Annotated in this window: 15 protein-coding genes; 7 read left to right on the top strand and 8 right to left on the bottom strand. The window is 67.9% G+C overall.

Annotation, left to right across the window (positions count from 1 at the left end):
- Positions 1–74 precede the first annotated feature (74 nt).
- Positions 75–851, top strand: coding sequence for a cyclase family protein (locus tag C7H75_RS05715; RefSeq protein WP_064057938.1), 777 nt, complete (start codon positions 75–77; stop codon positions 849–851).
- Positions 848–2,506 (top strand): thiamine pyrophosphate-binding protein, encoded by a 1,659-nt coding sequence (locus tag C7H75_RS05710; protein ID WP_106851081.1) that lies wholly within the window; start codon positions 848–850, stop codon positions 2,504–2,506. Before C7H75_RS05715 ends, C7H75_RS05710 begins: the two co-directional genes overlap by 4 nt.
- Positions 2,507–2,657: 151 nt before the next feature.
- Here C7H75_RS05710 and C7H75_RS25930 read toward each other — a convergent pair whose 3' ends face one another.
- The 6 genes from C7H75_RS25930 to C7H75_RS05680 are packed head-to-tail and all read right to left on the bottom strand — an operon-like array spanning position 2,658 to position 6,752.
- Positions 2,658–3,746 carry a hypothetical protein gene (locus C7H75_RS25930; RefSeq protein ID WP_175280022.1) on the bottom strand — a complete coding sequence of 363 codons (1,089 nt, stop codon included), beginning with the start codon at positions 3,744–3,746 and terminating at the stop codon, positions 2,658–2,660.
- Positions 3,739–4,338: a signal peptidase I gene (locus C7H75_RS05700; protein ID WP_106851080.1), complete on the bottom strand. Its 600-nt coding sequence runs from the start codon at positions 4,336–4,338 to the stop codon at positions 3,739–3,741. The genes C7H75_RS25930 and C7H75_RS05700 overlap by 8 nt, the downstream gene beginning before the upstream one ends.
- An 8-nt stretch (positions 4,339–4,346) precedes the next feature.
- Positions 4,347–4,904: a SipW-dependent-type signal peptide-containing protein gene (locus C7H75_RS05695; RefSeq protein WP_106851079.1), complete on the bottom strand. Its 558-nt coding sequence runs from the start codon at positions 4,902–4,904 to the stop codon at positions 4,347–4,349.
- A gap of 44 nt (positions 4,905–4,948) precedes the next feature.
- Positions 4,949–5,644: a signal peptidase I gene (locus C7H75_RS05690; RefSeq protein WP_106851078.1), complete on the bottom strand. Its 696-nt coding sequence runs from the start codon at positions 5,642–5,644 to the stop codon at positions 4,949–4,951.
- Positions 5,641–6,189 carry a hypothetical protein gene (locus C7H75_RS05685; RefSeq protein WP_106851077.1) on the bottom strand — a complete coding sequence of 183 codons (549 nt, stop codon included), beginning with the start codon at positions 6,187–6,189 and terminating at the stop codon, positions 5,641–5,643. The genes C7H75_RS05690 and C7H75_RS05685 overlap by 4 nt, the downstream gene beginning before the upstream one ends.
- A gap of 8 nt (positions 6,190–6,197) precedes the next feature.
- Positions 6,198–6,752 (bottom strand): alternate-type signal peptide domain-containing protein, encoded by a 555-nt coding sequence (locus tag C7H75_RS05680; protein ID WP_106851076.1) that lies wholly within the window; start codon positions 6,750–6,752, stop codon positions 6,198–6,200.
- Positions 6,753–7,573: 821 nt separating this feature from the next.
- On the opposite strand from C7H75_RS05680, the gene C7H75_RS05675 reads away from it, so the two are divergent.
- Positions 7,574–8,167, top strand: a complete 594-nt coding sequence (locus C7H75_RS05675; RefSeq protein WP_106851075.1) for an alternate-type signal peptide domain-containing protein — start codon at positions 7,574–7,576, stop codon at positions 8,165–8,167.
- A gap of 322 nt (positions 8,168–8,489) precedes the next feature.
- Here C7H75_RS05675 and C7H75_RS05670 read toward each other — a convergent pair whose 3' ends face one another.
- Positions 8,490–9,119 carry a hypothetical protein gene (locus C7H75_RS05670; protein WP_064057930.1) on the bottom strand — a complete coding sequence of 210 codons (630 nt, stop codon included), beginning with the start codon at positions 9,117–9,119 and terminating at the stop codon, positions 8,490–8,492.
- 115 nt (positions 9,120–9,234) lie between these two features.
- Here C7H75_RS05670 and C7H75_RS05665 point away from each other — a divergent pair, with 115 nt between their 5' ends.
- The 3 genes from C7H75_RS05665 (at position 9,235) to C7H75_RS05655 (ending at position 11,030) form a co-directional block, all read left to right on the top strand.
- The gene (locus tag C7H75_RS05665) at positions 9,235–9,474 is read left to right on the top strand and encodes a hypothetical protein (protein WP_005515113.1); all 240 of its coding nucleotides are present in this window, start codon (positions 9,235–9,237) and stop codon (positions 9,472–9,474) included.
- Between the two features lie 11 nt (positions 9,475–9,485).
- Positions 9,486–9,890, top strand: a complete 405-nt coding sequence (locus C7H75_RS05660; protein ID WP_013415021.1) for a YccF domain-containing protein — start codon at positions 9,486–9,488, stop codon at positions 9,888–9,890.
- 507 nt (positions 9,891–10,397) lie between these two features.
- A complete protein-coding gene (locus C7H75_RS05655; RefSeq protein ID WP_005515116.1) occupies positions 10,398–11,030 on the top strand; it encodes a resuscitation-promoting factor Rpf1 domain-containing protein in 633 nt (210 codons plus the stop codon).
- A gap of 69 nt (positions 11,031–11,099) precedes the next feature.
- Here the strand turns inward: C7H75_RS05655 and C7H75_RS05650 are convergent, their stop codons facing one another.
- Positions 11,100–11,288, bottom strand: coding sequence for a hypothetical protein (locus C7H75_RS05650; RefSeq protein WP_031937314.1), 189 nt, complete (start codon positions 11,286–11,288; stop codon positions 11,100–11,102).
- A 60-nt stretch (positions 11,289–11,348) separates the two neighbouring features.
- On the opposite strand from C7H75_RS05650, the gene C7H75_RS05645 reads away from it, so the two are divergent.
- Complete coding sequence (locus C7H75_RS05645) at positions 11,349–13,649, top strand: helicase-associated domain-containing protein (protein WP_106851074.1); 2,301 nt, start codon at positions 11,349–11,351, stop codon at positions 13,647–13,649.
- Positions 13,650–13,725 lie beyond the last annotated feature (76 nt).

Genomic DNA, 13,725 nt, shown 5'->3' with positions numbered 1-13,725 from the left:
CCAGGTGGTCGGTCCGTTCGCTGCGTGCCCGATACTGGTGCGCACGGACTTTCGACGACAGTGAGGACCACGCCGTGACGACGCTCGACGACCTGCTCACCAAGATCGGTTCCAAGAGCATCGAGGTGCTCGACCTCACCGCGCCGCTGAGCTCGGAGACGCCCGTCCTGCATCTGCCGGAGCCGTTCGCGAACACCATTCCGGCACGTCTGGAGACGGTCAGCAACTTCGACGACGACGGGCCGGCGTGGGCGTGGAACAACCTCCACACCGGCGAGCACACCGGCACGCACCTGGACGCGCCGACGCACTGGATCACCGGCCGTGACGGCGCCAGCGTCGACCAGATCCCGCCGGAGCGGCTGATCGGCCCGGTCGCTGTCGTCGACGTCACCGCCGAGGTGGAGCAGAATCCGGATTTCGTGCTCGAGGTGGAGCACCTCGAGGCGTGGGAGGCCGAGAACGGTCCGCTGCCCGACGGCGCGTGGCTGATCCTGCGCACCGGGTGGGGCGAGCGCGGCAGCGACCCGGTGCGCTTCGCGAACGCCGACGCCGACGGCCCGCACACGCCCGGCGTCTCGGCGGCCGCCGCGAAATGGCTCGCCGAGCAGAGCCCCATCACCGGTCTCGGCGTCGAGACGGTCGGCATCGACGCGGGCATCGCGGCCGGCTTCGAGCCGATGTTCCCGGCGCACTACTACCTGCTCGGCAACGACAAGTACGGCCTGACGCAGCTGCGGGGCGTCGACAAGCTGCCGACACTCGGCGCGGTGCTGGTGGCCTCGCCGCTGCCGATCGTCGGCGGCACCGGCAGCCCCGCCCGAGTGTTCGCGCTGGTCGAACGGGCATGAGTTCCACCGCCGCCGGTTTCACTGTCGCGCAGTTGGTGGGCGCCACCCTCGCCGAGCTCGGGGTGGGGCACGCGTTCGGGGTGGTGGGCAGCGGCAACTTCGCGGTCACCAACGCGCTGATCGCGGCGGGCGTGCCGTTCGTCGCGGCCCGGCACGAGGGCGGCGCCGCCACGATGGCCGACGCCTACTCGCGGCTGTCGGCGCTGCCGGCGGTGGTCACCACTCATCAGGGCTGCGGGCTCACCAACGCCGTCACCGGGATCGGTGAGGCCGCGAAGAGCCGCACCCCGCTGATCGTGCTCACCGCCGACACTGCCGGTGCTGCCGTGCGATCGAACTTTCGGATCGACCAGGATGCGTTGGCGCGCAGCGTCGGTGCGGTGGCCGAACGGGTGCATTCGGCGGCGTCGGCGGTGGCCGACACCGTCCGCGCCTACCGCACCGCGGTCCGCGAGCGGCGGACCGTGGTGTTGAGTCTGCCGTTGGACGTGCAGGAGCAGGCCGCCCCGCAGTCGTGGGCGGTGCCTCTGTTGCCGCCGATCCAGCGGGTACACCCGGACGCGGGCGCGCTGGCGTCGCTGGTGGCGCTGCTCGAGCAGGCGCAGCGGCCGGTGTTCGTGGCCGGGCGTGGCGCCCGAGACGCCGGACCACAGATCGCGGCGCTGGCCGAGCGCACCGGCGCGCTGGTCGCGACGTCGGCGGTGGCCAACGGTTTGTTCGAGGGAAACCCGTTCTCGCTCGGGATCTCCGGCGGCTTCTCGTGCCCGCTCACGGCGGAGCTGATCGCCGGTGCCGACCTGATCGTGGGCTGGGGTTGTGCGCTGAACATGTGGACGATGCGGCACGGATCGCTGATCGGCGCCGACGCCACCGTCGTACAGGTGGACGTCGAGGACGCGGCGCTGGGCGCGAACCGGCCGATCGATCTGGGAGTGCTGGGCGACTGCCGTGAGACCGCCGCCGCCGCAGCGGTCGCGGCTGTCGGTCCGGCGCGGGCCGGCTACCACAGCGACGAGCTGCGGGAGCGTATTGCGGCGCACGGCCGTTGGAACGACGTTGCTTTCGACGATCTGTCGACGGAGACGGCGATCGACCCGCGCCTGCTCTCCCGGGAGCTGGACGCGATCCTGCCGCGCGAGCGCACGGTGTCGGTGGACTCCGGCAACTTCATGGGCTACCCCAGTGCGTACCTGCGGGTGCCGGACGAGTTCGGCTTCAACTTCACGCAGGCCTTCCAGTCGATCGGGCTGGGTCTGGCGACGGCGATCGGAACGGCGCTGGCGCAACCGGATCGGATCCCGGTCGCCGCGCTGGGCGACGGCGGGTTCCTCATGGGGATCTCCGAACTGGAGACGGTAGTGCGGCTGGGACTGCCGATGGTCTTGGTGGTCTACAACGACAGCGCATACGGCGCGGAGGTGCACCACTTCGACGCGCCCGGCACCGATCATTCGGCAGTCACGTTCCCGGACACCGACATTGCGGCCGTGGCCCGGGGCTACGGAGCCGAGGCCGTCACGGTACGGTCGGTCGCCGATCTCGACGCCGTGCGCACCTGGGTCGCGGGGCCGCGGAATCGGCCGCTGCTGATCGATGCGAAGGTCAGTTCCGACGGCGGGGCGTGGTGGCTGGCCGAGGCGTTCAAGGGGCATTGACCCCGACGATTCCTTTTGGTCTCGGCTGAAGAATGCGCAACAGCGAGACAAGCGGTATCGGCTGACATGCTCGATTTCCACATCAGCCGCAACAGATTCGGGCGGATTCCGTGACCGTGAGGTGCCCGGGAATCCGCCCGAAAAGGCTTGGTCAGCTGATCGCGCAGTTGGCGGTGTCGACGTCGTGGACCTTGCCGTCGCTATCGGTGACCGCAAGTTTCCCATCGCCTCGGTCCGCGATTTTCGCGGCACCGGCAACGCTTGCGCTACATTGCTCCGCCCCGTCGTCGAGGACGACGACTTTGTCGTCGACGAGCTTCGCCGACAGCCCGTCACCCAAATCGATCTGGCCGGCCGCCAGACGGGAGGCCGTGGTCGTGGTCGTGGTCGTGGTCGTCGGCGTGGACCCCGTCGTCGTCTGCGCCGTTGTCGGCGCCGTTGCGGACTCGGTCGTGGTCGGAGTGGTCTCCGGCGCAGTCGTGGCCGGCGGGGTGGTCGTGGTCGACGGCGGCGAAGTGCTGGTCGGAGCTTCGGTCGTGGTCGTGGGAGCCTCGGTGGTCGAAGTGGGCGCCTCGGTCGTCGTGGTCTCGCCGACCTTGGCCTCCTCGGTCACGTCCATCTGCGGAGCCATCCGCTGGGCCTGGAATTCACCGCCCCCACTTGCTTGGGAATTACCGACAGGAGCTGGCGTGGACGGGTCCCAAGTGGTGGTGTTCTCCCAGGACTTGTTCGCCACAGCGGCACCATACGATCCCTCACACGCGGTTCTGCCGCTCACCCAGTCTTTGAACGACATGCCTGCGCCGGTCGCATAGCCGGATGACGTCGCGGGGCCATTGATTGTGTAAACCCGGATGTAAAGACCAGTACGATCACTATCCGAAATGCCCGACCACTTGAGTTCGTTTGCACCGAAGGTCTTGGTAGTTTTGACCGTATTGTTGCTCCTATTCATCAGTTCTACCTTGTAACCAGTAGCCCCTGGAACCGCACTCCAATACGGGTTGCCTCGTTGACTCGTGACAGAACCTGTCGTATCGCAGCCAATGCTCGTGGTCAGCGGCGTCGGATAGAAGTTGCCTGTCGCCACCTGAGACCCGGTCGTTGTGACTGCATCGGTCGGATTGGCCATCGTGCCCGTAGCTTGAGCCAGGCCGAAGGTCGCTGCAGCGATGCCGGCGACAGCGATCATCGGCCGAACCGACAGTTTGCGGGTGCGAGAACGTCGCAGGTCAAACATTGTGAGCCTCCTGAAGGTCCCCGCGGGTGTCGTTAGGGTCGACGGGTGCGTCGTTCGTAGTGCCGGCACCGGAGAAGGCCAAGCGTCGGTCTTTGGACTTTCCGAATGCGATGACGAGCACTGCGCCTACCAAACCGCCGCCGAGAAAGATGGCGAGTGGGCTGGACAGCCAGGCGACGACATAGCCGAGGCCGCCGACGTGGAAGAACACGCGGTCGGCTTCGGTGATCGTGTAAGGCAGACTGTCGGGCGCGTTGTTGTCGTCGCCCTTGAGGGTGGCGACAACCGCTTCCCCGCCAGTCGGCTCGAGGGCGTACACCCGGTGGGTGATCCGCACACCCTGGTCGTTGTTCACGCTGATCACATCGCCGACGGCCAACTCCGTTGCGGGGACGGTCTTGGCCAGCGCAAGCGCGCCGGTGGAGATCTGCGGGGACATCGAGCCCGAGCGGAATACCAGGGGCTTGATGCCGAACAGCACCGAGGCAAGGGTGGCGATGATGCAGATCAGACCGGCGGTCGCGGCAACATTGAGCGCGATCTCTTTGCCTCTGCTGCGTTCCGACGTATCCGATTCATCAATTACTGTCATCGGACTCGTCACTGACCTTCGGCGGTGAAGCGGAAGCCAAGGTCAGCGATCTTGAATCGCTCGCTCACTCCGGCGCTCGAATCAACCGTGACCTGAATGCACACTGTCTCCTCCGTCCCCGAAGCCCGCGCGCGCCCCGAGGCGAGGGTTGGGTTGCCCGAAACTGTCTGCGCGGTGCCGATCATGTTTCCGGTGCAGTTGGTCCCGTTGTTGGCACCGGTCTCGTGCAGGCTCACCGCAAGCTTGCCGAGCAGCGCCGCCGATCCAGTCCCAGACGCAGACACGGCCCACTTGTAGTCCACCGTGCCGGTGTTCTGAACTCTGATGTCTCCCGCCACACTGTTGCCCGGAATCATGCTGTTCTTCTTGAGCTTGGCGAACGTCGCCGTGGGCCGCTGGCCGTCGACCTTCATCTGAATCGATGACGTGCTGAACACACCGGTCGTCGCGGTCGCGCTGTCCGACCATGCCGCCAGTGTGCCTACCGCTCCGAGGCCGAAAACCATGCCCAGGGACAGCACGGCGCGCGTGCGAGTCCACGCGGACTTCCCCATCCGCAGACTCATCCGCGTCCCCTCTGTTCGTCCTGCTGTCGAGACATTGCGCTGCCCTATTTCGTTTCTGTGGTTGGTGGCGGGCCAGGGTTTACGAGACCGTCCGCCGCGGGGCTTCCGTTGCCGTTGTTGCTGTCGCAGTTGACCGTGGAGCGATTATTCCGCTCACGGAACGCGCTGCCGAACATCCAGACCGCATAGCCCGCCAGCGCCACCCCGACCATCGTGACGAGCACCGAGCGGGACTGACCACTCAAAAGCGAGTTCACTCGGCCCAGTTGCGGCGCCGAGTACCAGACGCGGCCGCGAACCTGTTCGGGCACAAGCACCCAATCGTCGGCGACATTGTTGGCGTCGCCTTTGGTGTAGATCCGCATCTGGCTCTCAGCGTCGTAGAAGATCCCATCAATGCGATGGGTGACCACCGCGGGGTTCCCGGAGTACGGCTGGAAGGTGATGACATCGCCGGCGCTCAAGTCCGTTGCCGGCGTCGGCTTTACGACTACCAGCGTGCCTGGCGGCAGGCCGGGCTCCATCGAGCCGGTGAGCACCGTGTAGGGGGTTGCCCCCGACAGTCTCGGTACCACCACCATTGCCAGCAGCACGGCCCCCACCGCCAGCAGCAACACCCACGAGACGATGTTGCGCATCCACCACCACGCCGAGGTCGCGTCCGACTCTCCGGACGTCACCTTCTCGGGAGCATGGTGGGCGCCGCCCGAAGTGGGATCGGCTGCTTCGACGGAAGTCATCGGTCTACTACTGCTCCGAACGTGAACTTGGCGGTGGCGCTCTGGCCGTTGTCCGCGGTCGAACCCAGCGTGGCCCGCAGGCAGAGCACCTCGGACTGACCGGGTGCCACCTGCCGCTGCGCTGTCGTGGCAGCGCCCATCGGCCCAGTTTCGTAAAGAGTTGCACCCGTGAGCGTTCCCGAACCGCATTCAGATGCCGAGACAACCTTGACAATCTTCAGGTCGATCGGAGGCGCAGCCTTCCCCGGCGACGGGGTGACAACCACGGACTGCAACTTGTAGCCCATCTGCACGTTGCCGGTGTTGAACACCTGGAGAGGCTTCGAGACGCTCTCGCCAGGCTGCTTCTCCTCCAGCTTGAAGTCGGACAGGTCGAACGCCTTGTCATTGATCTGGCCGGCCGAGATATCCAGTCTGCCGGCGGTGAGATTGGCACTCGGGGCTGTCTCGGACGACCGCCAGGCGGCGCCGGTCTGCTGGACCGAGGCGAACCCCAGAACCAGGACCGACGCCGCCGCGAGCCCCCACTTGTATTGGGACTTCATCGACTCTCTTACGGTGCGGGGGTGTACGCAGCCGGGGCGGTCTGCTGGAGCGTGACGGTCGCGCCGGCCAGGCTGGCCCCCTTGTTCATCGTGGTGTTGTCGGCAGTGCCCTTGAACGTGATCGTGGTGGTCACCACCGCATCACCCGAATCCGACGCGGACAAGTCAGCGAGGTTGAGCGCCGATCCGCCCTTAGTCGCCGCAGTGGTGATGGTGAGGTCACCGGCAAGATCGCCCGTAAGACCCGCGGCATTCACTGCGCCCGTAGCCTTCAGGTTCTTTCCGACGATGCTCAGGGTGTAGGTGCCGGTGTAGGACACCGAGTCACCGGGAGCGAGCTTGTCGGTTGCGGGGTTGAACGTCGTGCCGCTGTTGGCACCAGCCGTCGCCCATGTCCACGTCCCGGGGGTACCGGCCTTCTCAGTGACCTTCAGTTCACCCGCCGTGATCGTTGCGCTGGGAAGCGAGGCGCTCGAGTTCCACGCCGCCATCGTGCCCGCACCACCAGCAAGGAGCACGGCGGCAGCACCGGCCGCGATTGCGCCCTTGGTCTTCTTGTTCATGTCGTACGTTCTTTCTGTCGAGACACCGCCCCGCCGCGTGTCAGGTTGTCGCGCTGCCGCAGAGCAGCAGTTCGTAACGGGCTGTTGTTTTCTCACAGCCGATTTGGCACGCAGAGGCACACCCCCTGCCGTAACCGAGTGTCGAACTTCGGCACCCACCCCCACACTCATCCGACCGAGCCAGGTCGGAGAGAACACTGCGAGCAGAACTGGTGGACCCCGCATTTCCACGGCACCCCGACACCAACCGACGAGTCGGACGTCCGTTCAGGAAGGAAGATATGGCACCGACTGCACCCCTGTCCAAGGATTGACCAAATCACCGTTAATTCTTCAACCGGACGGTCGTCGCCTTGGCCACATGACCTACATCCACCCGCCGTCCACCCGGCGCCGAACCGAGCAACGCCCGTCCCATAGTTCGAGGCCGATCGTGCCGGTGAGGCTGAACAACCACGCGCCGAGACGGATTCGCCCCACCCCGGCCCCGGCAACCCTCTACCAGTCTGGGGGTCCATCCGAATATGGACAATTGACCAATTCTCGTTACAGATAGGACGCTCGGATGCTAGAAATAGCTCCGCAAGAACCGGAGGGTTCAGACAGCGCTCGGTTTGACGCTCCACCGAAGCGACCGCAGCGTGCACCACCGACGACACCGTGTAGCACATCATCGACAGCAACCGGCCACGATCGCGCTGTGGCGCGAGCCGCAATGTTGATCGATGCCAGGGGGGCGTGCGTCAATCAGCGGGCAAAGCTCAGCGAGAACCGAACAGATCCAATCGAATCAACATCGAGCGCCTGAACCGAGAGAACCGATGCAGACATACAAGAAGGCCCTCATTGCCGGCGTTGCGATCAGCGCCGCGCTGTTGACCTCCGCGTGCGATCCGACTGGCAGCCTCGGCAGCGGAAGTGCCGGCGGCGCAACCACCACCACGCCGTCCGCACCCACCACGACGGCTCCCCCGACGACCATCGGTGGCGGCGGCAACGGATCGGGCTCGCTCTCGATCACTGAGGTCACCGCACCCACGTGGAGCGACCAGAACGGCCCGATCGACATCTCGTCGTTCCGCATCGTCCCCGGTGACGTTCTCACCTACAGGGGCAGCTACCGGATCAACCTCACCGGGACCGATCTGAAGGCTCGCCTCACCGCCGACAACATCACCTTCACCGGCAACGGACAGCTCACGGGCAAGCTGCAGCCCCAGGTGACCGCCAGCATCGGCGGCAACGTCGTCCCTGGTGGCCCCACGGGCATCGTCGTCACCCCCTCCCAGAACAATGCGATCGTCGACGTGGCAGCCAAGTTCACGTTCGATCCACAGACGTCCGGCGTTGTCGGACAGGCAGACTCGGCCAACTTCTCGGACTTCCGCGTGCGCCTCGAGCAGGTCATCTCCTAGTTCCGCACAGACTCGAGGCCACCGGCGGACCCCCTCCCAGCCGGTGGCCTCGATTCTCATTCCTGCGCCCTGCCGATCCGGCACCGGAGTCGGGTGAACAACGTTGCGCAGGAATTGGCCGCGTGCGCGTCCTTGCCGCACGCCACGCAGCGCCGCGCCGGTTCACCCCCGACGAACCGGCGCTGCGTCATATCAGCCCTACCGAGATGCCGAACAGGCCTCGCCGTTCATGCGCCCCAACCGAAATGACGAACGGGCGGTTGCCAGCTATCGGCCGAGGGCCGTGCCGAACAACCGCCCGTTCAGGGTCGGTAGAACGAAATCAGGACGCGAGGCTGCCCGAGCTACCCGCGCCGGCGAAGAGGCAGGACAGCGAGCCCAGGGAACCGCTCGGGACGCAGCCCGGGTCGGGCAGCTCACCCGGGGTGAAGCCGACGGACCAGCGGGGATTGACGGTGCCGTTCTGCGCCTGGTTGCCGGCGTCGGCCGGCATACCGCTCACCAGATCGATGGACGCGACCGCGCCAGGCGCGAGGTGCACCCGGCCGATCTCCGTCAACGGCGCAACGGCGCCACCGTCGGTCAGCGTCACCGGCGTGCCGGCCGTGCCGTCGACGTCCACACGCACGCTGGCGATCATGTCGGGCGACACCTCGTACTCGCCCACCGCGAAGCCGGCCCAGCCCGCCACACCGGAGGCGTTGCGCACCTTGAAGCTGGTCTTCAGCTCCTCGCCGGGCACCAGCAGTCCGTTGTTCCACGAGATCTTCTCGGTGCCACCCCACGTGGTCCCGCCGTCGGACGAGTACTCGACCGCCGCGGGCTCGTCGGCGCGCGCGACGGACGGCACGACGATCACGGCGAGGGCCGACAGGAAGAGGGCGAGCAGCACGGCGCCCAGGATCTTGCCCGGCACCGAGAGGCCTCCGGACACACGGGTGATTGCGGTCATTTCGCGGAGCCTAGGGCAGCAAACCTGGCCAAGCGTCCAATTCGGCGATATTGGATGGATCACGCGAGACGAACTGCGATACACCACGCGACGACCGGTGGCCTACCGTTGTGTTGTGACGAAAGAATCGAACCGCAACGACGCCGGCGCCCCCACCGAGTCCGGCAAGGGACTGTTCTATGCGGCAGTCGTCAGCTTCCTGATCGGCATCGCGGCCATCGTCGCCATCTTCTTCGTCCACTCGCTCTCCGAGGGCGACCCGGGTCTGGTTCTCTACTTCCTGACCCTGGCGTGCCCGCTCGGCTTCGTACTCGCCGTCGCCTACGCCCTCCGCTCCGGCCGCCGGAGCCGCTGAAAGGAACGATCATGAGGATCCTGCTGAACATCATCTGGCTGATCTTCGGCGGCCTGTGGCTGGCGCTGGGCTACTTCCTGGCCGGCCTCGTCATGTGCATCCTCATCATCACGATCCCGTTCGGCATCGCCTCGTTCCGGATCGGCCTCTACGCGCTGTGGCCGTTCGGCAAGACCGTCGTCGACAAGCCGACGGCGGGTGTCGGCTCACTCATCGGCAACGTGATCTGGCTGATCCTGGCGGGCATCTGGCTCGCGATCGGACACATCGCGACCGCATTGGCGATGGCCATCACGATCATCGGCATCCCGCTGGCGATCGCGAACCTCAAGATGATCCCGATCTCGCTGATGCCGCTCGGCAAGGAGATCGTCGACGTCGGGTCCCGCGATCAGGCCCAGTGGGCGCCCGCCTGACGCCGCACCACCCTCCCGGCCCGTTCCGAATTCTGAGACGAGCCTGCGGTATACCTGTGATCTCGCTCACATTACGCGGCGATAACGGGGCGGTGTCGGTCCGTGACCGTCCGGCGCTCGGCGCGACTAGCTGGGGATAAGCCGTCTCAATCGAATCCCGCACGCGAACAACACAAGACGCGCCGCGTTATCAACCGGTGACATTGAGCGGCGAATTCTCGTACCGTCGTTTTCGGCCGCAACCTCGGCCACCCCGGGCCCGCCGCGCCAAACCCCGTCCAGTGGGCCCGGAAGTACCCACGAACCATCCATGGACGGGGACGGGGGACCCAAGGTCCTCCGGGGAAGCAAGTCCCGAACGAGGGACGACCCCGCAGGCATCGGGAGAGCGATCTCCCTGGGGGTGAAGCCAGACCCGCTCCATCCAAGAGCGGCGAGGCCGGGCGACCTCTCAGTCCGAACCCGACAGCTGACCTCGCAGGCGCGTGCGGAGAGGAAACGACCGACATGAGCGGACGCCATCGCAAGCCGACCACCACCGGCCGCACCGTCGCCAAGGTCGCCGTCACCGGCGCCATCATGGGCGTGGGCGGCGTCGCCTTCGCCGGCACCGCCAACGCGGCGCCCGATTCCGACTGGGATCGCCTGGCGCAGTGCGAGGCCAGCGGCAACTGGGGCATCAACACCGGCAACGGCTACCAGGGCGGACTGCAGTTCTCGCCCAGCACGTGGACCGGCCACGGCGGCGGCCAGTTCGCCGCCACCGCGGACAAGGCCACCCGTGAGCAGCAGATCGTCGTCGCCGAGCGGGTGCTCGCGTCGCAAGGCTGGGGCGCCTGGCCGTCCTGCTCCTCCAAGCTCGGTCTGAGCAGCGCGCCGTCGCAGCGCAGCGTCCCGGCCACCCCCGCGCCGGCCCCGGTCACCCCGGCTCCCGTCGCCACCACCCCCGCGGCCCCGGCCGCTCCCTCGGCCGTGCAGGCCGCCTTCGCCGGCATCGACGCGCTCCTCGACGCCGCCGCGAACAACGGCATCGTCATCCACCAGGACGTGCTCAACGCCTACGACGCCGCCAAGTCGTTCGACTTCAACCAGGTGGCCATGCAGAACATCGCCGGTATCGCGAACCAGTCGCAGAGCTGAGATCGCCCCACCCGGAACAGCGAACGGGCCCCTCACCATCGGTGAGGGGCCCGTTCGGTTGTGTGTGCGTCAGCGGTTGATCACGGTGTGCGGGTGCACGTAGGGCAGAGAATCCACCGGAAGGGGGAACTCCGTCTCCTCGCCGAACGGCGAGAGATTGCCGGCACGACTGGAAGACAACTCGGTCACCGCGTGATCTCCATCCGCAGTTTCCGGCCACCCTGGATCGACATAGCGCTTCTTCGAATTGTTAGCCACGCGCCCATTTTGACAGGAGTGCGAAGCGCGGTACAGCCCAGGTCACTAATCTCATAGGCGATGACCCCCACGCCAGGCACCGAGGGCGCCGCCGAAACCGCGTCGACCGCACCGACACCGACCCTGACCAGCTGGTTGGCCGACCGCAAGGACGCCGCGCTCACCGAGCTGCTGCGGCTGCGTCCCGACCTCGCCGTGCCCCCACCGGCCACCTCCGCGATTCTCGCCGCCCGGGCCGAGCAGCGCGCGTCGGTGGTGCGGGCCGCCGATCTGCTCGACTCCCTCGAGTTCACGGTCCTCGAACTCCTCGCGCTGGAGCAGGCCGACCAGATGCCGGTGGCCCGGCGGCACGTCGACGAGGCGCTGGCCGGCCGGGTACCGCAGCGCACACTGGATCGGGCGCTGGCCCGGCTGCGCGCCCTCGCGCTGGTGTGGGGCGACGACGAGCACCTGCGCATCGTCCGCTCCGCGGTGGAAACCATCCCGTGGCGGGTGGGCCGGATCAACGCCGAACCCGACGACCTGAGCGAGGACGAGATCCGCGCCGCGCTCGACGCGAGCGAACCGAACGAACGCGAGTTGCTGACCACCCTGGCCCGGTCGTCGCCGATCGGACGCACCCGCGACGCCGCGCCCGGCACCTCCCCGGACCGGCCCGTGCAGCGGCTGCTCTCCCGGGGGCTGCTGCGCTGGATCGACGCCGAAACCGTGGAGCTGCCGGCCCGGGTGGGCCAGGTGCTGCGCGGTGAGGCCGTGTTCGATCCGTCCTCCCCCACACCACCGCCGCTGTCCGGCCGCAAGCAGAAGCCCGCCGACGTCAACGCCGCCGCTGCCGGCGAGGCCCTCGAGCTCGTCCGGCACTGCGAGGACATCGTCGCCGCGCTCGGCGACGCCCCCGCCCCCGCGCTCAAGGCCGGCGGTGTGGGTGTGCGCGAGGTACGACGACTGTCCAAGGCCACCGGTGTCGACGAGGCCCGCGTCGGCCTGTTGCTCGAACTGCTCGCCGCGGCCGGGCTGATCGCCCGCGGCATCCCCGATCCGGCGCCGCTCACCGACGTCGACGACTACTGGGCACCCACCGTCGCCGTCGACGGCTGGCTCACCTCCGGCACCGCCCGCCGCTGGGCCACCGTGGCCGGTGCGTGGCTGGCACTGCCGCGGCGGCCGTGGATCATCGGCAGCCGCGACGCCACCGACAAGCCGATCTCGGCGTTGTCGGAGGAGGTGCGCGCGCCGGGCGCCGCGCACGAGCGTCGGCTGCTGCTCGAACTGCTCGCCGAAACCGGTGGCAAGGAGGTCTCGGCGACCGAGGCCGCCCGCCTGCTCGCGTGGCGGCGCCCCCGCTGGGCGGGCCGGCTGGGCCCGCACGTCGTCGAGCGCACGCTCGCCGAGGCCCGCACCCTCGGGCTGGTCGCGCACGGCGCGCTCAGCTCTCCTGGGAAGGCGCTGCTCCACGGCGGCGACCCCGAGGCGGAGATGGAAGCGGCCCTGCCCCAGCCGATCGACTACGTGCTGGTGCAGGCCGACCTCACCGTCGTCGCCCCCGGCCCGCTGATCCCGGAGCTGCTCGAGCAGATCACCCTCGTCGCCGACATCGAATCGGCCGGCGCCGCGTCCATGTACCGGATCAGCGAGGCCAGCATCCGGCGCGCGCTCGACGCCGGGCTCACCGCGTCCGAACTGCAGGCCCTGTTCGCGACCCGCTCCAAGACCCCCGTCCCGCAGTCACTGACCTACCTGATCGACGACGTCGCCCGTCGCCACGGGCGGCTGCGTGCCGGGGTCGCGGCGTCGTTCGTCCGCTGTGAGGATCCGGCGCTGCTCGCCGAGGTGCTGTCCTCCCCCGTCGCCGAACACCTGGCGCTGCGCGCGCTCGCCCCCACCGTCGTCATCTCGCAGGCGCCGCTCAAGGAGGTCCTCGCGGAACTGCGCCGCGCCGGGTTCGCTCCGGCCGGCGAGGACTCGAGCGGCGCGATCGTCGATTTGCGCCCGCGTGGGGCCCGGGTGCCCGCCGCCCGGGCCGCGCGCTCACGGGTCCCCGCGGTGCCCAACGACGACCAACTGGCGGCGCTGGTGCGGTCGCTGCGCTCCGGCGACAAGGCCGCCGCGTCGTCGGGGACGGGGCTGCGCAGCGACGGCAGCCGGGCGTCCACTGCCGCGACCATGACCCTGCTGCAGACCGCTGCGCAGGTGCGGCGGTCGGTCACCATCGGCTACGTCGACGCGCAGGGCGTCGCGTCGCACCGCATCGTGCAGCCGGTGAGCGTCGGCGGCGGGCAGTTGGACGCGCTCGATCAGGCGTCCGGCGAGGTGCGCCGGTTCACACTGCACCGGATCACGTCCGTCGCGTTCGCCGACTGAGAATCCGGGCCCGAAGGCCTCGCGAACTGCACGACTGGCTTTTTTCTGGAAATGGGCTATGGTCTCGGTCAAGTGA

The sequence above is a fragment of the Rhodococcus (subgen. Prescottella) equi genome, assembly GCF_003013675.1.
Taxonomy (GTDB): Bacteria; Actinomycetota; Actinomycetes; order Mycobacteriales; family Mycobacteriaceae; genus Prescottella; species Prescottella equi.
Note: the sequence above shows the minus strand (reverse complement) of the source record. Positions and strands in the feature narration are given on the sequence as shown.